Annotated in this window: 24 protein-coding genes; 16 read left to right on the top strand and 8 right to left on the bottom strand. The window is 71.6% G+C overall.

The genetic code is table 11. From position 1 onward, the window contains the following. Positions 1–32: 32 nt before the first annotated feature. A complete protein-coding gene (locus OG522_RS04060) occupies positions 33–1,184 on the bottom strand; it encodes a hypothetical protein (RefSeq protein ID WP_329461528.1) in 1,152 nt (383 codons plus the stop codon). A 147-nt stretch (positions 1,185–1,331) separates the two neighbouring features. Then, the gene (locus OG522_RS04065; RefSeq protein WP_329461529.1) at positions 1,332–2,456 is read right to left on the bottom strand and encodes a hypothetical protein; all 1,125 of its coding nucleotides are present in this window, start codon (positions 2,454–2,456) and stop codon (positions 1,332–1,334) included. A gap of 404 nt (positions 2,457–2,860) precedes the next feature. Here OG522_RS04065 and OG522_RS04070 point away from each other — a divergent pair, with 404 nt between their 5' ends. The 4 genes from OG522_RS04070 (at position 2,861) to OG522_RS04085 (ending at position 5,724) form a co-directional block, all read left to right on the top strand. After that, positions 2,861–3,508 (top strand): TetR/AcrR family transcriptional regulator, encoded by a 648-nt coding sequence (locus tag OG522_RS04070; protein ID WP_329461530.1) that lies wholly within the window; start codon positions 2,861–2,863, stop codon positions 3,506–3,508. 159 nt (positions 3,509–3,667) lie between these two features. After that, positions 3,668–4,075, top strand: a complete 408-nt coding sequence (locus OG522_RS04075) for a hypothetical protein (RefSeq protein WP_329461531.1) — start codon at positions 3,668–3,670, stop codon at positions 4,073–4,075. 285 nt (positions 4,076–4,360) lie between these two features. Beyond that, positions 4,361–5,590: a PP2C family protein-serine/threonine phosphatase gene (locus tag OG522_RS04080; protein WP_329461532.1), complete on the top strand. Its 1,230-nt coding sequence runs from the start codon at positions 4,361–4,363 to the stop codon at positions 5,588–5,590. Then, positions 5,587–5,724 (top strand): hypothetical protein, encoded by a 138-nt coding sequence (locus tag OG522_RS04085; RefSeq protein ID WP_329461533.1) that lies wholly within the window; start codon positions 5,587–5,589, stop codon positions 5,722–5,724. The genes OG522_RS04080 and OG522_RS04085 overlap by 4 nt, the downstream gene beginning before the upstream one ends. 58 nt (positions 5,725–5,782) lie before the next feature. On the opposite strand, the gene OG522_RS04090 is transcribed toward OG522_RS04085, so the two are convergent. Beyond that, the gene (locus OG522_RS04090; protein ID WP_329467477.1) at positions 5,783–6,469 is read right to left on the bottom strand and encodes an SDR family NAD(P)-dependent oxidoreductase; all 687 of its coding nucleotides are present in this window, start codon (positions 6,467–6,469) and stop codon (positions 5,783–5,785) included. A gap of 102 nt (positions 6,470–6,571) precedes the next feature. On the opposite strand from OG522_RS04090, the gene OG522_RS04095 reads away from it, so the two are divergent. The 3 genes from OG522_RS04095 to OG522_RS04105 all read left to right on the top strand — a co-directional run bounded on the left by OG522_RS04095 (position 6,572) and on the right by OG522_RS04105 (position 10,142). Continuing rightward, on the top strand, positions 6,572–7,168 hold the full coding sequence (locus OG522_RS04095) for a TetR/AcrR family transcriptional regulator (RefSeq protein WP_329461534.1): 597 nt from the start codon (positions 6,572–6,574) through the stop codon (positions 7,166–7,168). Between the two features lie 695 nt (positions 7,169–7,863). Beyond that, entirely contained in the window at positions 7,864–8,790 is a 927-nt protein-coding gene (locus tag OG522_RS04100; RefSeq protein WP_329461535.1) for an adenosine kinase, read from the top strand. A gap of 110 nt (positions 8,791–8,900) precedes the next feature. Further along, entirely contained in the window at positions 8,901–10,142 is a 1,242-nt protein-coding gene (locus tag OG522_RS04105) for an ROK family protein (protein WP_329461536.1), read from the top strand. Positions 10,143–10,223: 81 nt separating this feature from the next. Here the strand turns inward: OG522_RS04105 and xylA are convergent, their stop codons facing one another. Further along, positions 10,224–11,393, bottom strand: coding sequence for a xylose isomerase (xylA, locus tag OG522_RS04110; protein ID WP_329461537.1), 1,170 nt, complete (start codon positions 11,391–11,393; stop codon positions 10,224–10,226). A gap of 164 nt (positions 11,394–11,557) precedes the next feature. Between xylA and xylB the strand changes: the two genes are divergently transcribed. The 5 genes from xylB (at position 11,558) to OG522_RS04135 (ending at position 17,461) form a co-directional block, all read left to right on the top strand. Then, entirely contained in the window at positions 11,558–13,039 is a 1,482-nt protein-coding gene (gene xylB / locus OG522_RS04115) for a xylulokinase (RefSeq protein ID WP_329461538.1), read from the top strand. Positions 13,040–13,195: 156 nt separating this feature from the next. Continuing rightward, positions 13,196–13,864, top strand: coding sequence for a GntR family transcriptional regulator (locus OG522_RS04120; RefSeq protein WP_329461539.1), 669 nt, complete (start codon positions 13,196–13,198; stop codon positions 13,862–13,864). Beyond that, positions 13,861–14,772 (top strand): dihydrodipicolinate synthase family protein, encoded by a 912-nt coding sequence (locus OG522_RS04125; protein WP_329461540.1) that lies wholly within the window; start codon positions 13,861–13,863, stop codon positions 14,770–14,772. The genes OG522_RS04120 and OG522_RS04125 overlap by 4 nt, the downstream gene beginning before the upstream one ends. Continuing rightward, positions 14,769–16,490 carry an L-arabinonate dehydratase gene (gene araD / locus OG522_RS04130; RefSeq protein ID WP_329467478.1) on the top strand — a complete coding sequence of 574 codons (1,722 nt, stop codon included), beginning with the start codon at positions 14,769–14,771 and terminating at the stop codon, positions 16,488–16,490. Before OG522_RS04125 ends, araD begins: the two co-directional genes overlap by 4 nt. A 191-nt stretch (positions 16,491–16,681) precedes the next feature. Next, on the top strand, positions 16,682–17,461 hold the full coding sequence (locus tag OG522_RS04135) for an ATP nucleotide 3'-pyrophosphokinase (RefSeq protein WP_329461541.1): 780 nt from the start codon (positions 16,682–16,684) through the stop codon (positions 17,459–17,461). Positions 17,462–17,497: 36 nt separating this feature from the next. Here OG522_RS04135 and OG522_RS04140 read toward each other — a convergent pair whose 3' ends face one another. Next, a complete protein-coding gene (locus tag OG522_RS04140; protein WP_329461542.1) occupies positions 17,498–17,725 on the bottom strand; it encodes a DUF5133 domain-containing protein in 228 nt (75 codons plus the stop codon). Between the two features lie 224 nt (positions 17,726–17,949). Between OG522_RS04140 and OG522_RS04145 the strand changes: the two genes are divergently transcribed. The 3 genes from OG522_RS04145 to OG522_RS04155 all read left to right on the top strand — a co-directional run bounded on the left by OG522_RS04145 (position 17,950) and on the right by OG522_RS04155 (position 19,365). Further along, positions 17,950–18,183 carry a DUF6479 family protein gene (locus OG522_RS04145; protein WP_329461543.1) on the top strand — a complete coding sequence of 78 codons (234 nt, stop codon included), beginning with the start codon at positions 17,950–17,952 and terminating at the stop codon, positions 18,181–18,183. An 83-nt stretch (positions 18,184–18,266) separates the two neighbouring features. Then, positions 18,267–18,821 carry a DUF6328 family protein gene (locus tag OG522_RS04150; RefSeq protein ID WP_329461544.1) on the top strand — a complete coding sequence of 185 codons (555 nt, stop codon included), beginning with the start codon at positions 18,267–18,269 and terminating at the stop codon, positions 18,819–18,821. Between the two features lie 217 nt (positions 18,822–19,038). After that, on the top strand, positions 19,039–19,365 hold the full coding sequence (locus OG522_RS04155) for a plasmid stabilization protein (protein WP_329461545.1): 327 nt from the start codon (positions 19,039–19,041) through the stop codon (positions 19,363–19,365). 71 nt (positions 19,366–19,436) lie between these two features. On the opposite strand, the gene OG522_RS04160 is transcribed toward OG522_RS04155, so the two are convergent. Further along, on the bottom strand, positions 19,437–20,309 hold the full coding sequence (locus OG522_RS04160; RefSeq protein WP_329461546.1) for a class II glutamine amidotransferase: 873 nt from the start codon (positions 20,307–20,309) through the stop codon (positions 19,437–19,439). 152 nt (positions 20,310–20,461) lie between these two features. Beyond that, positions 20,462–21,001: an ATP-binding protein gene (locus OG522_RS04165; RefSeq protein ID WP_329461547.1), complete on the bottom strand. Its 540-nt coding sequence runs from the start codon at positions 20,999–21,001 to the stop codon at positions 20,462–20,464. A 265-nt stretch (positions 21,002–21,266) separates the two neighbouring features. Here OG522_RS04165 and OG522_RS04170 point away from each other — a divergent pair, with 265 nt between their 5' ends. Beyond that, positions 21,267–22,361 (top strand): carboxylate-amine ligase, encoded by a 1,095-nt coding sequence (locus OG522_RS04170; RefSeq protein WP_329461548.1) that lies wholly within the window; start codon positions 21,267–21,269, stop codon positions 22,359–22,361. A gap of 279 nt (positions 22,362–22,640) precedes the next feature. Here OG522_RS04170 and OG522_RS04175 read toward each other — a convergent pair whose 3' ends face one another. Continuing rightward, positions 22,641–23,651, bottom strand: a complete 1,011-nt coding sequence (locus OG522_RS04175) for an SDR family oxidoreductase (protein ID WP_329461549.1) — start codon at positions 23,649–23,651, stop codon at positions 22,641–22,643. Between the last annotated feature and the right edge of the window lie 34 nt (positions 23,652–23,685).

A 23,685-nucleotide genomic window follows, 5' to 3' on the forward strand; every position in this document is an offset into this window, starting at 1 on the left:
CCTACGAGGGCCGGGCAGTGGCGGCGCGTGTGCTATTTGTTCGGGTCGCGGAAGCGGCCGAACGCCTTCGTCAGGGCGTTCAGCGGCGAGCCGTCCGTCTTGGCCGGCCTCGGCAAGGGCAGCCGGGGCACCCCGTCGCCGCCGCTCGCCTCGGCCAGCGCGGCCTGCGCCGCCTCGGCGGCCTCCCGGTAGAGGTCGCGGGAGTTCGTCATGGCTTCGAGCGCCTCGGCGTACTTGGTGACCATGCCCTGGGCGTGGACCAGTTCCTCGTCCGGGGTGAGCAGGTGCCAGCCCTGGCGCAGCCGCGTCAGGGCCCGCTCGGCGTCGGTCGGCAACGGCCGGGCCAGCGCGGCGAACTCCTTGATCCTGTCGAGGAGTTCGGTCGGTTCCGAGCCGTCCAGGAAGACCGTGCGCACCGTGAAGCGCTCCGCGTCGTAGTCCGGGTTCTGCGGCACCGTGGGCAGGACGACGGCGCCGCCGCGCGGCATCCTCACGTTCAGCTCCCGCTTCATCGCGAAGTCGGCGATCTGCGCCTGCTCCGGTGTGCCCCGGTGCTCGACCACCCGGTGCCGCAGACTCGGCGGCAGGAACGCCGAGACCGGCCGCTGCCCCAGCGCGTCCGGCGTCATGGCCTCGTGCACCACGACATGGATGAACCAGCTCTGCCGAGTGCAGTCCCGCAGCCGGTGGCGCAGCTCGTCGTCGTCCTTCGGCAGGTGGTTGACCGTCCGCAGACGCAGGTCCGGCACCGTGTCGTGGTCCCAGGCGATCCGGTCGCTGTCGGGCCAGAACATCGTGGCGGGCGAGGCCCAGCGCATGTCCCACGCCCGCTCCGCCTCGGCGGCGAGGACCCAGGTGACGCCCTCGCCTTCCTTGCGGCGGGTCTCCGGGTCGTACGTGGTCAGCTGGGCACGCACCATGACGTCGTCTGCCACCCGCCAGCGGGCCTCGAACAGGCGGCGGGCCGACGGCCCCGGGTCGGCCGACTCGTCCCGCGGGTGCAGGACGGTGGAGCGGGCCGCGTCAGCGGGGGCGAGGTCCAGGAAGTCGTCGAGCACCCCGGCCGCCTTGAGGGCGATGAGGTTGCGCCGGACGTCCTGCTCGGGCTCGGGCCCGAGGTGGCGCCCGCGTCCCAGCCATGCGGTGTCGGGGACGGTGGACGAGAAGGTGCTGTTCTTGGCCATGGACTCGCTCTGTGGGTGATCGGGGGCCCGACCAGTATGGTGCGTGGGCCGGTCGTCGCAAGCGGCAGTACGCCGGCGACTTCCCGGCCGTCGATGCGGCGGACCCCATGAGCGTTCAGGGCCCGCCGGTCACCCAAGGCCTGCGGCCTACGGCAGGGACCACCAGTTGACCCAGAGGTCGGACGCGTCGGCGATGACGAAGGCGTACGGGCGCTGCGTCGCGTTCTTGTTGTCCTGCACGGTGATGGCCTCACCGGGCCGTTCGATGACGCGGCCCGCGGGCGTGCCCTGGGCCGCCCAGTTCCACTTGGAGCCGTCCCACCAGTTCACGTACAGCTTGGAGTCGTCGCCGATGACGAAGACGTAGGGGCGGGTGAAGGCGTTCGGGTCGTCCTTCATCGTGATCGTGCCGACGGAGTCGAGGATGAGCCGCCCGCTGGGCGTGCCCTGAGCGCTCCAGTTCCACCTGGAACCGTCCCACCAGTTCACGTACAGCTTCGAGTCGTAGCCCTGGACGAAGACGTACGGCCGGTCCGCCGCGTTCGGGTTGTCCCGCACGCTGATGACGCCGGCGCCCTTCTTGACCGGCTGCCCGGACGGCGCGCCCTGGTCGCTCCAGTTCCACTTGGAGCCGTCCCACCAGTTGACCCAGACCCGGGAGTCGTCGGTGATGACGAAGGCATAGGGGCGGGTGAAGGCGTTCGGGGCGTCCCGCACCGTCGTGACCCCGAGGGGGCGCGAGACGGTGCGGCTCGGCGGTGCGCCCTGGTCGCTCCAGTTCCATTTCGAACCGTCCCACCAGTTGACCCACAGCCGGAAGTCGTCGGTGATGACGAAGACGTACGGACGCTGCGGCGCGCTGGGGTTGTCCTGGACGGTGACCACCCCGACGCCCTCGCGCACCAGGCGCCCGCTGGGCGTGCCCTGGTCGCTCCAGGTCCACTTGGAGCCGTCCCACCAGTTCACGTACAGCTTCGAGTCGTCGCCGATGACGAACGCGTACGGGCGCTGCGCCGCGTTCGGGTTGTCCTGAACCGTGACGGCGCCGACCTTCTCGATGATGGCGCGCCCGCTGGGTGCCCCCTGGGCGCTCCAGTGCCACGCCTTGCCGTCCCACCAGTTGACGTGCAGTTTCGAGTCCAGGCCGCGTACGAAGACGTACGGACGCTGCGCGGCTTGCGGGTCGTCCTTCATGGTGACCGCACCCATGGTGGCCCTGACACCCACCGTGCCGGTGGGCCGCTGCTGATCGCTCCACTGCCATGAACCCATCGAGTTCCCCTCTCCGGCCCGCGCCCGGCGTGACACCAAGCGGGGCATGCTGAGGCGTGCTCCAGGAGCCGGGCGCCGCGGACGGCGGCGCCGGGTGACAACACGGACGGGTCCGGCCGGAATCCCGCAAACGTGGCGTGCGCGCACACTCTGGCAGCGCGCTGGCCGCCTGTCACCGCCCCCGCACGGAAGGCGACCTTCCGTGGAACCGATCCGGACACCGCCGGGTTCCGGCGCCCCGGGCCGAGGACGGACCTGTCCGGCGGCACGCCCGCCGACGGTGTGCGGCCTCCGCGAACACCTGGGCCGAGTCTGATCCAAGTCTTTCTGTCGTGAGAGCCAAGAGGGGTAGTGATAGCGTCTAACGAACATTGAAGCGGTAGTCGCGAAGCCTGGAGGCGGGCGTGGCCGAATCGGAAGCAAGGACTCCCCGGGAGCGATATCGCGCCCAAGTGCGGGAGGAGATCAAGAAGCACGCCTGGGAGCAGATCGCCACCGCCGGGGCCTCGGCCATCTCCCTCAACGCCATCGCCAAGCAGATCGGCGTGAGCGGGCCCGCCCTCTACCGGTACTTCGCAGGCCGGGACGAACTGATCACCGAGCTGATCCGGGACGCCTACCGCAGCCTCGCCGACACCTTCCGTACCCGCGCCGCGGCAGGCACGGACCTCGCCGGGCTCGCGTACGCCCTGCGCCAGTGGGCCCTGGACGATCCCCAGCGGTACTTCCTCGTCTTCGGCACCCCCGTGCCCGGCTACCGGGCTCCCGAGGACACCACCCGGATCGCCTCCGAGATCATGGCCGTCATCCTCGACGCCTGCGCAGCCGAGCAGCCGCCCGCCACCCCACTACCCCTCGACACGCATCTGGCCGGCCACCGGTCCTGGGCGGGTGAGCACCAGGCCCCGCCCTCCGCACTCAGCCGCGCCCTCACCTTCTGGACCCGCCTCCACGGCGCGCTGTCACTCGAACTCGCGGGCCATTTCACCGGGATGGGATTCGACGCCGCGGAGCTCTACGCCGCCGAGACCGGCTCGCTCAGCAACGGCTGAACTCCGCTTCACAAAAGGCGCGAGCATGCTCGGCGTTCACCCCCCTCTTCACGCCAACGGGTGAATACAGGAATGGATGTCCACCCATTTCGCCCGTCGTGCGGTGTGCTGGGGCCGCCCGCCAAGCGCGAACAGGCGGGCGGAGGGATGGGGGGGAGCATGCGTGCTCTGGTCTGGTGGGTCTGGCTACTGACGGCCGGGCTGGGGAGTTACCTCGCCACGGTCTGGATCCGGCACGGTGGACTGAGCCAGCGCCTGCCCGGGGTGACGAGGCTGCCGCTGTGGCTGGTCGGAGGCCATGTGCTGCTGGCCGCGGGTGGGCTCGTCGCCTGGAGCGCCTACCTCATGGGCGGAGTGCGAGGGTCGGCCTGGGCGGCCTGCGCGGTCGCGCTGATCGTGGCCGCGTTCGGCTTCATGATGCTGCTGCGCTGGCTGCCCAGCTCCGGACGGCACTCCCAGGCCGGGACGGCGGAGCGACACTTCCCCCTCGCCGCGGTCGTCGCCCATGGGATGTGCGCGGGCGCGACCGTACTGCTCGTCGTCATCGTGGTGCTGCGTCGCATGTGACCCGGCGACCGGCGGTACTGCTCGTCGTCATCCTCCACATGTGACCCGACGACCAACGGCGCTGGGCGCCGGAGCGAGCGAACGGTCCCCGGGACCTGTGAGCCGCCGTACGGCCGGGTCGCGCCGTGGTCGTTTCCGCTGCACACTCGTCCAGACCGGTACCGCGTCCTGCCGCTTGCGGGCCATCCGATTCCGGAGGCCGTACGGAGGGGAAAGCGACAGACACGGGACCGCGCCCGGCGCCCTCGCCGCACTCGAGTGGCACGCAAGGAGACGAGAGCTGTCGTGAAGCAACCCGGGATCGACTACGAGGCGGTGTTCCAGGCCCTGCCGGGCTCGGTGGCCCTGCTCACCACCGACCTCGTGTTCGCGGATGCCAACGAGGACTTCCTGCGGATGGCGGGGCGCACCCGCGAGCAGGTGGTGGGCCACTACCTGTTCGACGTCTTCCCGGACAACCCCGGCGACCCCGCTGCCACCGGCATGCGCAACCTTCAGGCATCCCTCATGCGTGTGGTGGCCGGCGGCGAGCGCGACACCATGGCGTTGCAGCGCTACGACGTCGAGCGCCCGGACCGGACCGGCAGGTGGGAGAAGCGGTACTGGAGCCCGGTCAACGCCCCGGTGTTCGGCCCGGACGGGGAGGTGGCGCTGCTGCTGCACCGGGTGGAGGAGGTCACCGAACTGCTCCGCGCCCGCGACCGCAGCAATGGCGGGGACCGGGCCAGGGTGCTGGAGGCCGAGCTGTACACACGTGCTCGCGAACTACAGGAAGTCAACGAACGGTTGCGCCGGGCTCATGCGCGTGAACGCGAGGTGGCACTGATCCTCCAGGCCGCGATGCTGCCCGAGCCCGTGGCGCTGGCCCATCACCGGGCAGCCGTGCGCTACCGCCCCGCCGTCGGCACCCTCAACGTGTGCGGCGACTGGTACGACCTGGCCGAGCTGCCGGGCGACCGCATCGCGGTCGCTGTCGGCGACGTCGTCGGCCACGGCCTGCGCGCGGCCGGTGTCATGGGACAGCTCCGCAGCGCGCTGAGCGCGGCCGTACGGGTGGCCGACGGCCCCGCGACCGCCCTCGAAGCACTCGGCCTGTACTCCCGCGACGTGGAGGGCGCCGAGTCCAGCACCGCGGTCCAGGCCGTCATCGACTGCCCCAACCGCACCCTCACCTACAGCAGCGCGGGCCACCCCCCGCCCGCGCTGCTCCATGCCGACGGCACGGTCGAGTTCCTCGACCAGGCCACCGACCCGCCGCTGGGCGCCCACCCCGAACACACACGCCGACCCGAGGCCGAAACCGCCTTCGCCGAAGGCTCCACTCTCGTCCTCTACACCGACGGACTCATCGAACGCCGCGGCGAGGACATCGACGCGGGCCTTCAGCGGCTCGCCGACTGCCTCACCCGCCACTGTTCGGCCGACGCCGAAACCCTCGCCGACGCCCTGCTGGCGGAAATGATCCCGTCGGCAGGCAGCACCGACGACACCGCACTGGTCATCTTCCGCCTGTGACCCCGCACGCCCGCCCCGCTGTCCACCCCGTGGGCGACACCCTGGTGGGTCTTACGGGCATGTCACCGAACCAGCCGACCGCGGTACGGGAGTCCGCCGATGTGTGCACGGCGGCCATCCGCGCCCGGGGGTGAGTGAGCCGCACCGGCTGTCACCGTACGGATTCCGGCTCGGCACGGGCGTCGGGGAGCTCTACCAGGGGACGGTCTCACCGTGGCGGTCGAGGAACCGCAGTCCATGGGCGCCGGTCTGCGCTTCGAGGACGTCGACGACGGCCGGGATGCTCTCCTGGGGGGTGAGTGGCCCGTCGGGTCCGCCGAGCCGCGTTCGGTTGTGGCCGGGGTCGATGAGCAGCTTGGTCTGTCCGTCGTCGCCGTAGCGGGTGGCGTAGCTGCGCATCAGCTGGTTGAGCGCGGCCTTGCTGGCCTTGTAGAGCTCGTACCCGTCCTCGGTGTTGCGCGAGATGCTGCCCTGTTCGGAGGACATGACCGCGACGGTTCCGCCCGGCGCGACGAGTCCGCGCAGGGCCTCCAGGGCGCGCAGCGGGCTCAATGCGTTGGTGATCATCACCTCGGTGAACATGTCGGTCGGGACCTTGTCGATCGGCAGATCGCCCCGGTCGATCGCGGCGTTGACGAAGAGCAGATCGAGTCGAGAGCCTTCCAGGCGCTCGCGCAGAGCGGCCAGTTGGTCGGCGCTCGTCATCTCCAGCGACTCGACCGTCAGCCGTCCCTTCCAGGCATCGGCGTTCGCCCGCAACTCGGCGTCGTCCTGTCGCGCCGTGGCGATGACGCGCCAGCCGCGTCGGGCGAGCTCGTCGGCGAGGACGAGTCCTAACCCTCGCGAGGCTCCGATCACGAGGGCTTGGCGGTTGGACATGGTGGACACAGTCAGCGCTCCTTCAGAGTGGGAAATTTAGCTTAGACGAGACGTTGCGTCTAAACAACAACACGGCGTCCACTGGCGGGTATTGTGTGCTTCATGCCCGCCACCAGCTCTCAGCCCCGCAGGCCCCGCTCCGGCAGCCGACGCGACGAGGCCGCACGTCTGGCGGTCCTGCATGCCGCGGACGATCTGCTCGTCGAGCACGGCTTCGGCGCGCTGACCGTCGAGGCGATCGCGCGCCGCGCCGGTGTCGCGAAGCAGACGATCTACCGCTGGTGGCCCTCGAAGGTCGAGATCCTCCTCGACACACTCATCGAGGACAGCGACAAACGCCTTCCCGTCCCGGAGAACCCCACGGCCCAGAGCATCAGCGGCTACCTGCGCGGCTTCGCCCGGTTCCTCAGCCGCGACCCGGCCGGCAAGGTCCTGCTCGCGCTCATCGCCGAGGCACAGCACCACCCCGGCACGGCCAAGAGCTTTCACGAGCGCTACCTCGGCCCACGCCGCGCCCAGGAACGCGCGATGCTCGCGCGCGCGATCGACGCCGGGGAGATCTCGCCCTCGCTCGGCCCCGACGCCACGATGGACGCTCTGGTCGGCCCGATCGTCTATCGCGCCCTGATGGGGGCGAGCATGCCCCGCGGTCTGGTGGACACCCTGGTCGAGGACCTGCTCAGGCCCCGCTCACGCTGAGTTCCGCTCAGCGGCACCGGGGCCACCGGCGCCGTCGGCCATCGAAGGGAACCCGCGTCGCCGCCCGCACCCGGCGGCCGGGGACGGCGCGCCCTGGCATCGTGTCGGTCAACGACATGGCCGACCGCCCGCCGCGCCCGTTGAGCGACGGAGAGGTGCTGGACCTCGGAGGCAAGCGGGTACGGCGCCTTGAGACGCCTCATGTGCAGCACGGCTGGGACGCCGGAGTGATGCACGAGGAGACGACCCGGACCCTTTTGTGCGGCGACCTGTTCACCGCCATCGGCAACGCCCCCGGCCCTGGCGGAGAGCGAGATCATCGGCCCTGCCCTCGCGGCCGAGGACGTCTTCAAGGCGTCGTGCCTCACGGCCGAGACCGCATCGACCATGCGCAGGCCGGCCGGACTCGCTGGGGCTGATGCACGGCCCGTCCTATACGGGCGACGGCAGCCAGGCGCTGGGCGACCTGGCGTCGGCTTACGAGGCACGGTTCACCGACTCGCTGCGGAAGTGACACGCGCGTAAGGGGTGGCGGCTGTCGCGTCGGCCGTCACTCGTGGAGGGGCTCGTCTCACCGCACCCCCCACCACCATCAACTTGCAGAATCTTTCAGCAAGTTCTTGCCCGGGGGTCGAAGTTGCTGCTTGACTCGGCCACCCGGTAGGGCGGCAAGTCAACGATCAGGAGTGGTGTTCATGGCCGGCGACACCGATGTCCTGGTGCTGGGAGGCGCCGGCGTCGACACGATCGTCCACGTGCCCCAACTGCCGCTTCCGTACGCCGACAGCTATCTGATCCGGCCCGGGATCGAGACGCGCGCGGGGCAGACCGGGGACTTCGTCGCGCTCGGTGTGAGCGCGCTTGGCCTGCGCACCCATCACATCGACATGATCGGTGACGATCACGAGGGCGACCTGGTCCGCGCGCTGCACCGGGACCGTGGCATCGCGCTGACCGAGGTGCCGCAGCCCGTCGGCACCAAGCGGGCGGTCAATCTCGTCGGACCCGACGGGCGGCGGCTTTCGCTGTACGACGACAGCCGCGCGCGGGAGGCGGACCGGCTGCCCGAGGACGCGGTCCTGGCCCTGGCAGCGCGCAGCCGTCATGCCCACGTCTCCATCACCCACCCGTGCGCGTTCGCCCTGCCCGCACTGCGCAGCGCCGCGGTGACGATTTCGACGGACCTGCACGACTGGGACGGCCGCAATCCCTACCACGAGCCGTTCGCCCGTGCGGCGGACGTCGTCTTCGTCTCCACCGCGGCCCTCGCCGACCCGGAGCGGACCATGCGCCGGATCGCCGAGCGGGGCCGGGCCCGGGTGGTGGTGGCCACGGCGGGGGCCGAAGGCGCGTATCTGCTGGCCGACGACGAGGTGACCCACGTGCCCGCCGTGCCGCCGCCCGCGCCGGTGGTGGACTCCAACGGCGCGGGCGACGCCTTCGCTTCCGGCTTCCTCTTCGGGCAACTGACCGGAGAGCCCCCGCTGCGGTGCGCGCTCTACGGTGCGGTCGCCGGGGCGTACGCCTGCACGGTGGCATCGACGCGGACCGACCCCATCGGTCGCGACGCGCTCCTCGCGCGGGTGGCGGAGCTGGAGTCCGGGATGCCCGCGCACCGCTGAGAGTCCCGGCGGCCGACGAAGACCGGTCTCGCATCCCCTCGCCCGCCTCGCCTTCCCGCCACCGGGCCCGCGGTCCCCTGCCGAAGGGGATCGCATAGGCTCGACCGGACATGAAGAGCAACTTCACCCCGCAGGAGAGCAAGGCCGGCAACGACTCCGTGCGGCGGCACAATCTGAGCCTGGTGCTGCGTGCCGTCCACGACGCGGGTGAGGCCACGCGGGCCGCGGTGGCGGCGCGGGTCGGGCTGACCCGACCGGCCGTCTCCTCCCTGGTGGAGCAGTTGCTGGAGAGCGGATTCCTCACCGAGTCCGGCAAGACGTTCAGCGGTCAGGCCGGGCGGCCCGGCACGGTCCTCACCCCCGCCCGCACGGGCGCCGCCGGCCTCGGCGTCGAGGTCAACATCGACTATGTGGCCGTCTGCGTGGTGGACCTGGCCGGGACGGCCCGGGTGCGGCTGACCGAGCACGTCGACAACCGGGGGGCGCGGCCCGCCGACGTGCTGGCACGAGCGGCGGCCATCGCATCGCGCGCACTGGGCTCGGCGCACGAGCAGGGGCTGCGGCCGGTGGGTGGGACGCTCGCCCTGCCCGGCCTGGTCAGTGACGGCACGGTCCGCCAGGCACCCAACCTCGGGTGGAGCGGGGTGTCGGCGCAAGAGCTGTTCGCCGAGGCGCTGGCCGAGCTGCGCCCCGCCGGCCCCGCGCTGCCGGTGCGCTCGGAGAACGAGGCCAATCTGGCGGCGCTGGCCGAGCTGTGGTTCGGCGGTCTGGGACGGGTCCGCAGTTTCCTCTACGTCTCCGGCGAGATCGGTGTCGGCGGCGCGGTGGTCATCGGGGGTGAACTGCTGCGCGGGGCACACGGCTTCGCGGGGGAGATCGGCCACACGGTGATCGATCCGGCGGGCCCCCCGTGCCGGTGCGGTGCGCGCGGCTGTCTGGAGCAGTACGCGGGCCAGGGTGCACTGCTGCGCGCCGCCGGAATCGACGAGAGCTCCGGTGCGCACGGCATCGCGCAGCTCGCGCTGAAGGCGGAGCGGGGCGACGGGCCTGCGGTGTCCGCCATCGAGCGGGCGGGCCTGATGCTGGGGCGCGGGCTGTCTGGAGCAGTGAACCTACTGGACCCGGACGCGGTCGTACTGGGCGGAATCTACCCGGAGTTGATGCCCTGGCTGGCGCCGGCGGCCGACCGGGTGCTGGCGGGCCGGGCGGTGTCCGGGCTGTGGTCGCCCGACAGCGGGCGGCTGCGCGCCTCCTCCCTGGCGGGGGACGCGGCACGTGGTGCGGCCGCCCTGGTCGTACGAGACGTGCTGGCCGATCCGGCGGCGTGGACGGAGCCCGCGGACGGCCGCTGACAAGCGGCCCGCGCCGCGCGGCCGCGGCGGCTGACATGGGTGACGGCCGGCCGCCGCCCGCCTCAGCCGCTCGCGGGCTGCTCAGCGAGCACCGAGCAGGTGGTCCATCGCGAGCTGGTCGAGATGCTCGAAAGCCATGCCGCGCTCCCCCGCCGCCTCGACGTCGAAGTCCTCGAAGGCGGAACGGTCGGCGAGCAGTCCGGCGAGACCGTCCTCGGCGGTGGGACGGGCGAGGTCGTGCAGGCGGGCGGCGCGCAGTGCCTCGCGCACCTCGGGATCGGCCCTGAAGGCGGCCGAACGAGCCTTCAGGACAAGGTAGTTGCGCATGTTCCCGGCTGCCGAGGCCCACACACCGTCGATGTCCTCGGTGCGCGGCGGCTTGAAGTCGAAGTGCCTGGGGCCCTCGTAGCCGGCGGATTCGAGCAGGTCGACGAGCCAGAAGGCGTCGCGCAGGTTGCCGGAGCCGAAGCGCAGGTCCTGGTCGTACTTGATGCCGGACTGTCCGTTGAGGTCGATGTGGAAGAGCTTGCCCGCCCACAGCGCCTGGGCGATGCCGTGCGTGAAGTTGAGTCCGGCCATCTGCTCGTGCCCGGTCTCGGGGTTGACGCCGACCAGTTCGGGGCGTTCCAGACGCTCGATGAAGGCGAGGGCGTGACCGATGGTGGGGAGCAGGATGTCGCCTCGCGGCTCGTTGGGCTTGGGTTCAACGGCGAAGCGCAGGTCGTAGCCCTGTTCCGTGACGTACTCGCCGAGCAGGTCGAAGGCCTCCTTCATCCGGTCCAGGGCGACGCGTACGTCCTTGGCCGCACCGGATTCGGCTCCCTCTCGGCCGCCCCAGGCAACGTAGGTGTGCGCCCCCAGCTCGACGGCGAGGTCGATGTTGCGCAGCGTCTTGCGCAGCGCGTAGCGGCGGATGTCGCGGTCGTTGGCGGTGAACGCGCCGTCCTTGAAGACGGGGTGGGTGAAGAGGTTGGTGGTGGCCATCGGCACGACGAGGCCGGTGGCGTCGAGCGCCTGCCGGAAGCGTTTGACGTGGGATTCCCGCTCGGTGTCCGATGCGCCGAAGGGGATCAGGTCGTCGTCGTGGAAGGTCACACCGTACGCGCCGAGCTCGGCCAGGCGCCGGACCGACTCGACCGGGTCCAGGGCGGGACGGGTCGCGTCGCCGAACGGGTCGCGGCCCTGCCAGCCCACTGTCCACAGCCCGAAGGAGAACTTGTCCTCGGGAGTCGGAGTGAAGCGTTCCGTCATCCTTTTCGCCACCTTGCCAAGGTCCGCCCGGCGACCACCGGAGCTATTTGTTTTCTTGCTTATCGAATCCTGCATGATCGTGACGGCTTCCGTAACCCCAGACCTTCGCCTAATTTGTTTCCTTAGCACTCAAATCTCACCCTGCCCCGCAGAGAGGTGTCTCGATGCCCCGCAGCCAGGTCGTCATCGGCGTGGACAGCTCCACCCAGTCCACCAAGGCCCTGTTCGCCGACGCCGCCACCGGCAGGACGCTCGCCGTCGGCCGGGCGGCGCATCGCGTCCAGGGCTCGGCGGGTGCTCGGGAGAGCGACCCGGAGCAGTGGTGGCAGGCGCTGGGCGAGGCCGTCGCCGCCGGCCTGAAGGAGTCCGGGGCGCCGGCGTCCGCGGTCACCGGCATCGCGGTCGCCGGGCAGCAGCACGGCCTGGTCGCCCTGGGCCGGGACCGGCGTCCGCTGCGTCCGGCGCTGCTGTGGAACGACACCCGCTCCGCCCCGCAGGCCGCCGCCCTCACCGCGGCGCTCGGCGGGCCGCACAGCTGGACCGACCGCACCGGTTCTGTCCCCGTCGCCGCGGTGACCGCCGCGAAGTGGCAGTGGCTGCGCGAGCACGAACCCACAACCGCCGCCGCCTGCACGGCGGTTCGCCTTCCCCACGATTTCCTCACCGAACGGCTCGCGGGCGTCGCCGCCACCGACCCGGGCGACGCATCCGGCACCGGCTGGTACTCCACGGCCGACCGGGCATACGACGCCGAGATCCTCCAACTCCTGGGATTGAACGCCGAGTTGCTCCCCACGGTCGCCGCCACCGGCGGCGCCCGCATCGGCACCCTCACCCCGGGCGCCGCCGAATTCCTCGGGCTTGCATCCGGGATCGCCGTGGCCGCCGGGACGGGCGACAACATGAGCGCGGCCGTGGGCCTCGGACTGGGCGGCGCCGGACTCCTCGACCATCCCGTCCTCAGCCTCGGCACCTCCGGCACGGTGTTCGCGGCGACCCGCACGCGCCCCACCAGCCCCGCTCTGAGCGGGTTCGCCGCCGCCGACGGCACCCACCTCCCACTCGCCTGCACCCTGAACTGCACCCTCGCCGTAGACCGGATCGCCGCGCTGCTCCGCCTGGACCGCGACGACGCCGAACCGGGCGGCGACGCCGTGCTCCTGCCCTACCTCGACGGCGAACGCACCCCCGATCTACCGGCCGCCTCCGGGCTGCTGACCGGCCTGCGCCACGCCACCACACCGCGGCAACTCCTCGGTGCCGCTTACGAGGGCGCCGTCGTCACCGTGCTGCGCGCCCTTGACGAGGTGCTGCGCGCCTGCGGCCTCGACCCCGACGCGCCCGGCGTCGCGGCCAGACCGCTGCGTCTCATCGGGGGCGGGGCCCAGGGGCGTACCTGGGTCGAGACGGTACGACGCCTGTCCGGTCGCCCGCTGGTGATTCCGGCCGCCACGGAGCTGGTCGCCGTGGGCGCGGCCGCGCTCGCCGCCTCGGCCGCCTCCGGCGCCGATCCGGTCGCGATCGCGCAGGACTGGGACACCGGCCGCGACACCGAACTACCGCCGGTGGAACGAGATGTGGAGACCTGGGAGCGCGTCGGGTCCGTACTCGAACGCGCCGCTCCCACGCTGCTCGACCGCTCCTGAACGGCACGGGGGATATCTCTGCCGAACTCCGCACCGCCCTTACGTGGCACGGGAGTTGCGCGACCCATTGACGGGATGCCGGGGTCGCTCTAGCTTCATCGCGTTGCACGTCGTACGTCATATATGAGACGCGATACGCGAGGTCCGAGAGTGCCGATGGCCTTCAACTCCCTCCCTGTCCCCATCCCCTCCCGCACCCAGTTCGTCCTCGACGCGATCCGGCACGCCATCCTCACCGGCGCGCTCAGCCCCGGCCAGGCCCTGGTCGAGGTGGACCTCGCGGCCCGGTTCGGCGTGTCGAAGACGCCCGTGCGCGAGGCGCTCAAGACGCTGGCCGGCACCGGCCTGGTGGTCATGAGTCAGTACAAGGGCGTCACCGTCCGCAGGGTCGACGCGGACATGGCCCGCGAGGTCTACGACGTCCGGCTACTGCTCGAACCGGAGGCGGTACGCCGCACGATCGCCCAGCGGGCCGGTCTCGCGGCCGCCGAGGAGGCCCTGGACCGCGCCGACCGCGCCAAGGACGCGGCCGAGCGGTCCCTGGCCAACCGGGAGTTCCACCGCGCGCTGTATCTGCCGTGCGGCAATCCCCTGCTCACCCGGATGCTCGACGAGGTGCGCGACCAGGCCGCCCTGGTCGCGGCCGCGGCCTGGGCCGCCCAGCCGTCGTGGCAGCGCGAGGCGGCCGAGCACCGCGACATCCTGCGCCGCGCGCTCGACGGGGACGCCGACGGCGCGGCCCGCGCCCTGCACGACCACATCGGTTCGTTCGTCCGACGAGCCTTCCCCGAACAGACCGCGCCCGACGAGAGGGGCCAGGCATGACCACCCGCGACTTCTCCGCCCAGCGGGCTGCGCTCGCCGGTGTCGTGGCGATCCCCGTCACCCCTTTCACCGCAGTCGACACCCTGGACACCACCGCGTACCGCACCCTCGTGACCCGGCTCCTCGCGGCCGGCGTCCGTACCCTCACGCCCAACGGGAACACCGGGGAGTTCCACGCCCTGAGCCCCGAAGAGCGGCACATCATAACGGAGTTGACGGTTACCGAGGCGGGCGGCCGGGCGGCGGTCCTGGCGGGCGTCGGCCTCGATCCGGCGACCGCGATCGCCTCCGCCGAGCACGCCCGGTCCGCCGGGGCACAGATGGTGATGGTGCATCAGCCCGCCCACCCCTACGTCTCGCAGGGCGGTTGGGTCGACTACCACCGCGCCATCGCCGAAGCCGTGCCCGAACTGGGCGTCGTCCCCTACCTGCGCGATCTACGGCTGGATGGCCAACGCCTCGCGGAACTGGGCGAGTTGTGCCCGAACGTCATCGGGGTGAAGTACGCGGCGCCGGATGCCGCCCGGTTCGCCGCGTTCGCCCGCGACGCGGGGCTCGACCGGTTCGTGTGGATCGCCGGACTCGCCGAGCTCTACGCCCCCTCCTACTTCGCGGTCGGCGCCACCGGCTTCACCTCGGGCCTCGCCAACGTCGCCCCCGCCCTCTCGCTGGAGCTCCTCGCCCGCCTGCGCGCGGGCGACCAACGTGCGGCCATGAAGATCTGGGAGCGGATCAGACCCTTCGAGGAGCTGCGCGCCGCGCACGGGTCGGCCGACAACGTGGCCGTGGTGAAGGAGGCGCTCGCCGCGCTCGGACTGTGCCGCCGCGATCTCAGAGCACCGAGCAGCCAACTTCCCTATCATCAGCGCGAGTTGGTCTCCACCTTGATCGCCGGGTGGACCTTGTGACCGTACGCCCCGAGCAGCTGCGCAGCCATCGGTGGTACGGGTCCGGCGGACTGCGCGCGTTCTCGCACCGGGCGCGCACCCGGCAGCTCGGCTATCTGCCCGAGGAGCACCTGGGCAAGCCCGTCATCGCGATCCTCAACACCTGGGCCGACATCAACCCCTGCCACGTCCACCTGCGCGAGCGGGCGCAGGCGGTGAAGCGCGGAGTGTGGCAGGCGGGCGGATTCCCGCTCGAATTCCCGGTGGCCACCCTCTCGGAGACCTTCCAGAAGCCGACACCGATGCTGTACCGCAACCTCCTCGCCATGGAGACCGAGGAGCTGCTCCGCTCCTACCCCGTGGATGGGGCCGTGCTGCTCGGAGGCTGCGACAAGTCCACCCCCGCCCTGCTCATGGGGGCGGCGTCGGTCGATCTGCCCACCGTGTTCGTGCCCGCCGGACCGATGCTGCCCGGCCACTGGCGCGACCAGGTCCTCGGGTCCGGTACCGACATGTGGAAGTACTGGGACGACCGGCGGGCCGGGCTGATCGGCGACTGTGAACTCGCCGAGCTGGAAAGCGGGTTGGCGCGCTCGCCCGGTCACTGCATGACGATGGGCACGGCCTCGACGCTGACGGCGGCGGCCGAGGCGCTGGGCGTCACGATGCCGGGCGCGTCCTCGATCCCGGCGGTCGACTCCGGCCACGACCGCATGGCGGCGGCCTCCGGACTGCGGATCGTCACCCTCGTACAGCAGGACCTGAGGTTGTCGCGCATCCTGACGGCCGAGGCGTACGAGGACGCGGTGGCCACCGTGCTCGCACTGGGCGGCTCCACCAACGCGGTCATCCATCTGATCGCGATGGCCGGACGGTCCGGGGTGCGGCTGACGCTTGACGACTTCGACCGGATCGCCCGCACGGTGCCGGTCCTCGCCAACGTGCGCCCCGGCGGCCGGTACCTGATGGAGGACTTCCACTTCGCCGGCGGGCTGCCCGGCTTCCTGTCCCGTCTGACCGACGTTCTCCACCTCGACCGGCCCACGGTCGGCCACGGCACCCTGCGCGAACAGCTCGCCGGGGCGCTCGTCCACAACGACGACGTGATCCGGCCGCGCTCGCGGCCGCTGGCCGACGAGGGCGGCGTGGCGGTGCTGCGCGGCAACCTCTGTCCCGACGGGGCGGTGATCAAACACATCGCCGCCGAGCCGCGCCTGCTCCGGCACACCGGCCCCGCGATGGTCTTCGACGACTACCGGAGCATGCAGCGCACCATCGACGACCCGTCCCTTGGCATCACCGCCGACCATGTCCTCGTGCTGCGCAATGCGGGCCCCCGGGGCGGCCCTGGAATGCCGGAGTACGGCATGTTGCCCATCCCCGACCACCTCCTCAAGCGAGGAGTGCGGGACATGGTGCGGATCTCCGACGCCCGGATGAGCGGTACGTCCTATGGTGCGTGCGTGCTGCACATCGCGCCCGAGTCGTACGTCGGCGGGCCCCTCGCGCTCGTCCGCACGGGAGATCCCATCACCCTCGACGTCGAAGCCCGTATCCTCCAACTCGACGTGAGTGAGGGGGAGTTGGCCCGTCGCCGGGCTGCCTGGACGCCGCCGCCCGCCCGCTACGAGCGCGGCTACGGAGCCCTGTACAGCGAGCAGATCACCCAGGCCGACACGGGCTGCGACTTCGCCTTCCTCGCCGGGCCGGGCACGGTCGCGGACCCGTACGCGGGGTGAGCGGTGGGCCGATCAGGGGCCGGATCACATCGGGACGCGGTGCGATCAGGCCAGATTTCGTCCGGTTCCGGGTGGCGTGATCACCTGGAAGGGGTTGTTCCTGTTGGGTCGTTCGTCAGAGGCCGCGCCGCCGGCCCGTGTATCGCCCCGGGCAGCGGACGGTCGTCACCGAGAAAGGAACGACCACCCCGATGAACCTCAGCACCACCCTCTCGCGGGCCGCGACCGCAGTCGCCCTGGCCACCGCCGTCGGCGCGGGCGCCGTCCACGGCGCCACCGCGGCGTCCTGGGCCGACAAGCCCGGCAAGGCCGGCCTGCTCAACAAGTCCGCGGATGACGGAGGTTGGAGTGGTGAAGGCCTGTCGCTGAACGCCACCGACAACGCCGCGGTCGACGCCTTCTACGACCGGGCGAAGTCGGCCGAGCAAACCATCAGCCCCCAGGTGCAGGCGGCCGCCCGGATCAGCGGCGCCGAAGTCATCGGGTTCGACCACCGCCTCAAGTCACCCGACTCGCTCAAGCGCAAGGTCGCCACCTCCCTGCTGGAACATCCGGGAGAGGAAGTGAACGAGGCACTCGCCGAGATCAAGGACTCCGTGCGCTACACCTTGCAATGGCCCGACGGCCGCTACACCCAAGGGGTCGCGATCGCCTCCGAGGTGCTGTCCTCCTGGGGCAACGACACCATCAAGTGGTCCAACACATGGGCCCGGGGCAAGGGGTACAAGGCCATCAACTCGGCGTGGCGAGAGCCTCGTTCACGACACCCCTTCGAGGTCCAGTTCCACACCCCGCAGAGCAAGGACGCGCAGGAGGTCACCCACAAGCTCTACGAGGAGCAGCGCCTGCCCACCACCAGTGCCGAGCGCGCCCGCGAACTCCAGGCCCAGCAGGACGCGATCTTCGCCGCCGTCCCGGTCCCGGCGGGGGCGGACGAACTGACCGCCCCCGAAACGCTGCCCGTCGGCTGACGAAAGCGTGGTCCGCTGCCCGCCGGAGCACTCCGTTCAGGCAGTGAGCACCGAGTCGTCGAAGGTGCGCGCACCGGGCAACCGGTGCCGCGCGGCGATCACGGCGGCGTCGATGTCGCGGGTCCCCGTCGACACACACAGCGTGTAGGCGACGTCGTCCAGCCGCTGACGCGTCGCCCGGTCCCCGTCGGCGGCCTTCAGCGCACTGAGCACCTCGTACTCGTCCAGCAGGTCACGGAGCACAGCCGGGTGAGCCATCAACATGAGAGGGAACCCCCCTACTCGAAGCGGATACGACACACCCCCTGGTGCCCCGACTTCCGGCCCTCACACGCCCCAACCGGAATCCGCCGCCTTCACCCCGACCGCCGCGCCCCCTACGCTCCGGGCGAGACCGCGGATGGCGCCCCTCCCCCGCGCGGTGAGGGACACCGGCAGCCGGGGGACTCCCGGTGGCACTTACGCCCCGCCCCGGGTAGGGCTTGTTCATGAGCACCTTCGTTTCTTCGCAGACGCTCGCCGCCAACAACTCGGCGGCGTGGCTGTTCGTGATCGTCGGCATCGCCGTCGTCGCCGTGCTGATCGCGGCGTTCTGGTACGGCGCCCGTCGCGCCGCCCGCATGACCGCGCCGTCGCAGGAGCCCCAGGCCCGCTCGGAGTCCTGGCACAACCCCGACCCCAGCGAGACGCACCACGACACGCATCCGGAGGACCACAAGTAGGCACGTCCCTCTTCGGCCCGGCATCCGGGAGAGCGGCTCCGCGCGTCGGACTCCCCGTCTGTCCTCCCAGGAAGGAGTGCGGTGTGAAGAGCGATCGGAGCGACGACGAGCCGCCCCCCGGCGCCGGACGGCGACCAGGGACGAACGGGTCCGCCGCCGGGGGCGGGCGGGACGAGACGGAAGACGAGCGCGCCGACCGCAAGTGGAGCGAGCTCATGCAGGAGGTGCGCGTCGCCCAGACCGGCGTGCAGATCCTGTTCGGCTTTCTGCTGACCGTCGTGTTCACGCCCCGCTACCAGCAACTGGAGCAGTTGGACAGAACCATCTACGTCGTCACGGTGATGCTCGGTGCGGCCTCGACCGGCGCCCTGGTCGGGCCGGTCTCGCTGCACCGGCTCCTGTCCGGCCACCGCATCAAACCGGAGACCGTTCTGTGGGCCTCGCGTCTCACGCTCGTCGGCCTGACCCTGCTGCTCGCCACCATGGCCTCGGCCCTCCTGCTCGTCCTGCGGGTGGCGTCCCACCACCACGCCTTCGTGCCCTGGCTCGTGACGGGGGTGGTCACCTGGTACCTCGCCTGCTGGTTCGCGCTGCCGTTGTGGACCCGGCACCGCTACGCGAGTCCGGAGCGCGGCTGACGCCGGGTGTGTGGGAACGGAGCCGGGGGTACCCCTCCCGGACCGCCCCGCGTCGCGGCCGGCGGCGCTTGGCAGTGAACTGTTGGGGAGCGGTCGTCGCGTGCCCTGCGGCGCGGCGTGGACGACTCGGGTCCGCGCCCGCCCCGTACACGTACACGCGGAGATCACGCGTATGGAGACCGCGCACTCAGAGATCACACACATGAGGAGTGACGTCATGCCGGCAGGTTCCAGCAACAAGCGAGAGCGTCAGTACGAGCACATCAAGGAGAGCGCCGAGGAGCGCGGGGCGTCCGACAGGCGCGCCAAGGAGATCGCCGCGCGCACGGTCAACAAGGAGCGTGCGCGGGCGGGCGAGTCGAAGACCGCCAGCAAGACCTCGACGCAGGACATGAAGTCGGCCTACCAGCGCGGTGGCGAGCGCTCCCACAGCGGCGCGCAGGGGCCGACCAAGGACCAGCTCTACGAAGAGGCGAAGAAGCGCCACATCGACGGCCGCTCCTCCATGAACAAGGAGCAGTTGCGCAAGGCCCTCGGCCGCTGACCGGCCGGGCACGAAGCGCTCGGTCCGGGCGGCCGGGGCGGGTCAGCGCCCCCTCGGTGCCTCGGCCGGGCTCACCCGTGCGGCTTCTGCGAGGCTGCAGCGCGGGCCGACATGTCGCTGAGGCGCAGCGGGTGGGCCGGCGGGTCCGGCAGGACGAGCCGCCGGTGCGCGCGGCCGTCGGGCGCGACGTGGAGCAGTTCGCCGGACTGCAACGGGCGCCACTGTGGATGGTCGTCCATGCGCTCGCTGGCGACCACGACCGCCGGAGCGTCGGCGAGGTCGCCCGAGTGGACGCGCATGAGGCCGGCCGTGCCGCTGTGGTCCAGGTGGCGCGCTCCGTGCTGGCCGCCCGCGGGGCGCTCAAGGACATGGAGTTCGTGGGTGCCGGGGTAGCGCAGCGCCCACAGTTCGTTCGGGGTGGTGAGGATGAAGTTGAGGGAGTAGACGGGCAGATGGGCGGCGACCCAGCGGGCGGCGCGCTCGATGCCGGTGCCGATGTCGCCGCGGCGCCCACGGATCTCACGGGTGATCAGGGCGAAGAACCGTTCGGAGTCCGTGTCACCGCCCACCAGGGACAGGTCCGTTCCCAGCTGGGCGTCCAGGGCTTCCAGGCCCTCGATCACCCCGTTGTGTGCGAACAGCCTCCCGTCCTGCTGGAAGGGATGGGTGTTGCGGGCCGTGAGGCTGCCGGTCGACGCGAGGCGGATGTGGGCAAGGAAGGTGGCCGAGCAGATCTGCTTGGCCTCGCGGGCGAAGGCGCGGTCCTGGTACGCGGCGTCGGGCGCCTTGCGGACCTGAGGTGTGCCGTCGGGCTCGAAGTACCCGAGGCCCGTGCCGTCCGGGTCCCGGTGACTCTGCGCCAGGAGGCTGTCGGGGGCGTCGAGCAGCCAGAACGTCGCATGACTGCGGCGCGGGGCACTGCTCAGGCCGAACAGACGACACATGGACGCCACCTCCACCGACCGGACCCGGGACTGGGGAGCTGCCCCGGGCATCGTGCACCGGCGGCGCAAGGAACGCAACGTGGCCGGGCCCCGCGAGAGCGTGCGGCGGCCGCCCGCCCCGCGCGGACTCGTTGCCGGGTCGGCCCCGTACCTCACGCGATGCCGGCGCAGGGCGAGGGGACCGGCTGCGCGAAGGCGCGGGCCGGTCCGGCGAAGCGGGGCACTCTGGCGGGCAGGGCTGCGGCCGCGGCCAGGCTGGGCTCGGGGGGCAGGGATCTGAGCGGGCGCAGGGCCTGGGGCTGTGCGGTGAGGGTGAACCAGACGACTTTGCCGTCGGCGGTGGGGTGGGTGCCCCAGCTGTCGCTGAGGTGGGCGACCATGGCCAGGCCGCGGCCGCGTTCGGCGAAGGGGCGTGGCCCCCGGAGGCGGGGCAGGCGCGGGTCGTTGTCGGCGACGGACGCGGTGAGCTGACCGCGGGCCCAGCGCAGTTGCAGCACACACATGTGGTCGCCTGCGGTGTGCCGGTGGACGTTGGTGAGCAGTTCACACACACCGAGGCTGACAGGCTGGATGACCGCGTCGAGACGCCAGTGCCGCAGGTGCGCGGCGACGATCCGGCGCACCTGGGGTATGCGGTCCGGCGTCGCGCGCAGGTTCAGGGTGTACTGGCGGGAATGTTCGATGGTGATCACTGCTGCTCCCTTGTCCGGCGGGAGCGGCTCGTCGGCCGCTCCCGCGTCCGCCACCACGCAAGGGCTACTAAAAGTAGCCGGATGAGCACAGCGCGGATTCCTCCAGCATGCCGCGTACGGCGGCAAACGCAACAGGAGCGGAGAATGGGCCTGCGATGACTGGCCGGAACAGGCTTTCGCAGCGCGGTTTCGGAGCCGGTCTTCAGTGGCAGCCGGGCGGCCGGGAAGCCGGTACGCGGAGCAGGAAGCGGGGTACTCACATCTCGTGATCACCATTGGGGTCGAAGAAGAGTATTTGCTGGTGGACCCGGATTCCGGGCAGCCCGCGCCCCTGTCCGATGAGGTACGGGCGGCCGCGGGCCTCGGACCGGTGGTGCAGGAGCGCGAGCTGCAGGCCGAGCTGCTCCAGTCACAGGTGGAGGTCGCGACGCCCGTCTGCGAGACCCTCGACGAAGTGGGCGGTCATCTGCTGCGTCTGCGCCATGCCGTCGGCGCCGCCGCGGAGCCGCTCGGCTGTCGGCTCGCGGCGACCGCGGCGGCCCCGCTGGCCGGGGACTCCCTCGTCGCCGTCACGTGCCAGCCGCGCTATCAGGACCTGCACGTGCGGGCCCGGCAGCTGGTGAACGAGCAGCTGATCAACGGGATGCACGTGCACGTGGCGATGCCGGACCGGGAGGTCGCCGTCGCCGTCCTGAACCGGATCCGTGTCTGGCTGCCGACCCTGCTGGCCATGTCGGGCAACTCCCCGCTCTGGCAGAGCCACGACACCGGTTTCGCGAGCTGGCGCACCACCGTCTTCAGTCGCTGGCCGGTCTGCGGCGTCGCGCCCGCCTTCGCCGACCTCACGGACTACGAGCGGCGTACCGCCGCGCTGGTCGAGTCCGGGGTCATCGCCGACACCGGGCAGCTGTACTGGCAGGCGCGTTTGTCGGAGCGCTATCCCACCCTTGAAGTCCGTTGCCTGGACGTGCAGTTGAGGGCGGACGACGCCGTGATGTTCGCGGGCATCGTACGCGCCCTGGCGGCCACCGCTCTTCGTGAGCACAAGAGCGGCGAGCCGGAACCCGAGTGCGCGCCCGAGCTGTTGCAGGCCGCGATGTGGCAGGCCGCCCGGCACGGCCTCAGCGGCAAGCTGGTCGATCCCACCGGCCGCCCCCGCAGTGCCGGCGACACCCTGTACCTGCTCACCCAGCACATCGCCGAAGCGCTGGAAGAGGCCGGCGACGACCGGGAAGTTGGCGCACTCATCCACCGGTTGCTCCGCCAGGGCAACGGCGCCGACCGCCAGCGTCAGGCTCTCGCGCGAGCGGGCATGCCGGCCCTGATCGACCTCATCACCACCGAAGCCATCGCGCCGTAACCGCTCTCAGGCGCCGTGACGCCCGGGATCACGGGGCTGCGCGAACCGCGCGGCGCCGGGCCCTGGGCCGAGGCTGTCCAGCAGGGGTCTCGGCCGGGGCCGGCGGATCTGGCGTATGCCGCCGCCCGGCACCCGATCGCGCGGAACCGGGGCCGGACGCGGGCGGCGCCGGCGGCTGATGGTCCCAACCCGTCCGGCGCCTACGCCCCTTCGTACGCAAGGGACGCCCTACCGAACTACCACGGACCCGGAAGGGAAAACCTCGGGCCGAGACCCCTTTCACGCCCTGTTCCGGTACCGGCGCACGGCCCATCCCGTCGCGACGAGCGCCCCGAGGGTGGTGCCCGTGGTGACGAGGGGATGGTGCGCCGCCGCCGTCTGGGGCGAGCGGGACGTGGCTTCGTCGTCGAAGATGCCGTGGGCGCCGTGGTCGGACCCCGGCGCTTGGTCGAGGGGATGCCACAGATTGCCCCGTACGGTCTCCGGAGGCAGGTCGTCGCGCTGCTGCGAGGCGAAGCCGGTCCGGGCGAGGTAGCGGTCGAGAACGGCGGGCATGAACCGGTTGGCCCAGATGGTGGCGACCGTGGACGCGCCCACGTAGTACTGCTTGCGCCGCGGGTGGTCGGCCGCGAACAGGACGGCGCGGGCGGCGACTTCGGGCTGGTAGATCGGCGGGACCGGCTGCGGGTGGTGGGGCAGGCGGGTACGCACCCAGGAGAACTGGGGGGTGTTGACGGCCGGCATCTGCACGGTGGTGATCCGCACGCGGCTCTTGCGGTGCAGGAGTTCGGTGCGCACCGACGAGGTGAAGCCGTTCACCGCGTGCTTGGCTCCGCAGTACGCGGACTGGAGCGGAATGGAGCGCTCGCCGAGTGCGGAGCCGACCTGCACGATGGTGCCCCGGTCGCGCGGCAGCATCCGGCTGAGCGCGCTGCGCGTGCCGTGGACACAGCCGAGGTAGGTGACCTCCGTGACGCGCCGGTACTCCTCCGCGGAGATCTCGGTGAAGGGGGCGAAGACCGAGGTGAAGGCGACGTTGACCCAGATGTCGATGGGCCCGAACGTCGCCTCCGCGATGTCGGCGGCCTTCTCGACCTGCTCGGGGTCGGCGACGTCGGTGGGCAGCGCGAGGGGGCGCCCACCGAGCCTTTCGACGTCCGCTGCGGCCGCGTCGAGCCCGGCTTCGCCGCGGGCGATGAGGGCGACGTTGGCGCCGCGCCGGGCGAACAGCCGGGCGGTGGCACGGCCGATGCCGGCGCTCGCGCCGGTGATGACGACGGTCTCGGGCATGGCGGGCCTTTCGTTACTGGGCGGCGACAGGGGC

Origin of the sequence: Streptomyces sp. NBC_01431, from assembly GCF_036231355.1 — a bacterium.
Taxonomy (GTDB): Bacteria; Actinomycetota; Actinomycetes; order Streptomycetales; family Streptomycetaceae; genus Streptomyces.

Excerpts from the sequence above, each read along its gene's own strand:
- OG522_RS04060 (WP_329461528.1), bottom strand. The coding sequence starts at position 1,184 with ATGGCCAAGAACAGCACCTTCTCGTCCACCGTCCCCGACACCGCATGG.
- OG522_RS04065 (WP_329461529.1), bottom strand. The coding sequence starts at position 2,456 with ATGGGTTCATGGCAGTGGAGCGATCAGCAGCGGCCCACCGGCACGGTG.
- OG522_RS04075 (WP_329461531.1), top strand. The coding sequence starts at position 3,668 with ATGCGTGCTCTGGTCTGGTGGGTCTGGCTACTGACGGCCGGGCTGGGG.
- OG522_RS04090 (WP_329467477.1), bottom strand. The coding sequence starts at position 6,469 with ATGTCCAACCGCCAAGCCCTCGTGATCGGAGCCTCGCGAGGGTTAGGA.
- OG522_RS04095 (WP_329461534.1), top strand. The coding sequence starts at position 6,572 with ATGCCCGCCACCAGCTCTCAGCCCCGCAGGCCCCGCTCCGGCAGCCGA.
- OG522_RS04100 (WP_329461535.1), top strand. The coding sequence starts at position 7,864 with ATGGCCGGCGACACCGATGTCCTGGTGCTGGGAGGCGCCGGCGTCGAC.
- OG522_RS04105 (WP_329461536.1), top strand. The coding sequence starts at position 8,901 with ATGAAGAGCAACTTCACCCCGCAGGAGAGCAAGGCCGGCAACGACTCC.
- xylA (WP_329461537.1), bottom strand. The coding sequence starts at position 11,393 with ATGACGGAACGCTTCACTCCGACTCCCGAGGACAAGTTCTCCTTCGGG.
- xylB (WP_329461538.1), top strand. The coding sequence starts at position 11,558 with ATGCCCCGCAGCCAGGTCGTCATCGGCGTGGACAGCTCCACCCAGTCC.
- OG522_RS04120 (WP_329461539.1), top strand. The coding sequence starts at position 13,196 with ATGGCCTTCAACTCCCTCCCTGTCCCCATCCCCTCCCGCACCCAGTTC.
- OG522_RS04125 (WP_329461540.1), top strand. The coding sequence starts at position 13,861 with ATGACCACCCGCGACTTCTCCGCCCAGCGGGCTGCGCTCGCCGGTGTC.
- OG522_RS04135 (WP_329461541.1), top strand. The coding sequence starts at position 16,682 with ATGAACCTCAGCACCACCCTCTCGCGGGCCGCGACCGCAGTCGCCCTG.
- OG522_RS04140 (WP_329461542.1), bottom strand. The coding sequence starts at position 17,725 with ATGTTGATGGCTCACCCGGCTGTGCTCCGTGACCTGCTGGACGAGTAC.
- OG522_RS04145 (WP_329461543.1), top strand. The coding sequence starts at position 17,950 with ATGAGCACCTTCGTTTCTTCGCAGACGCTCGCCGCCAACAACTCGGCG.
- OG522_RS04155 (WP_329461545.1), top strand. The coding sequence starts at position 19,039 with ATGCCGGCAGGTTCCAGCAACAAGCGAGAGCGTCAGTACGAGCACATC.
- OG522_RS04160 (WP_329461546.1), bottom strand. The coding sequence starts at position 20,309 with ATGTGTCGTCTGTTCGGCCTGAGCAGTGCCCCGCGCCGCAGTCATGCG.
- OG522_RS04175 (WP_329461549.1), bottom strand. The coding sequence starts at position 23,651 with ATGCCCGAGACCGTCGTCATCACCGGCGCGAGCGCCGGCATCGGCCGT.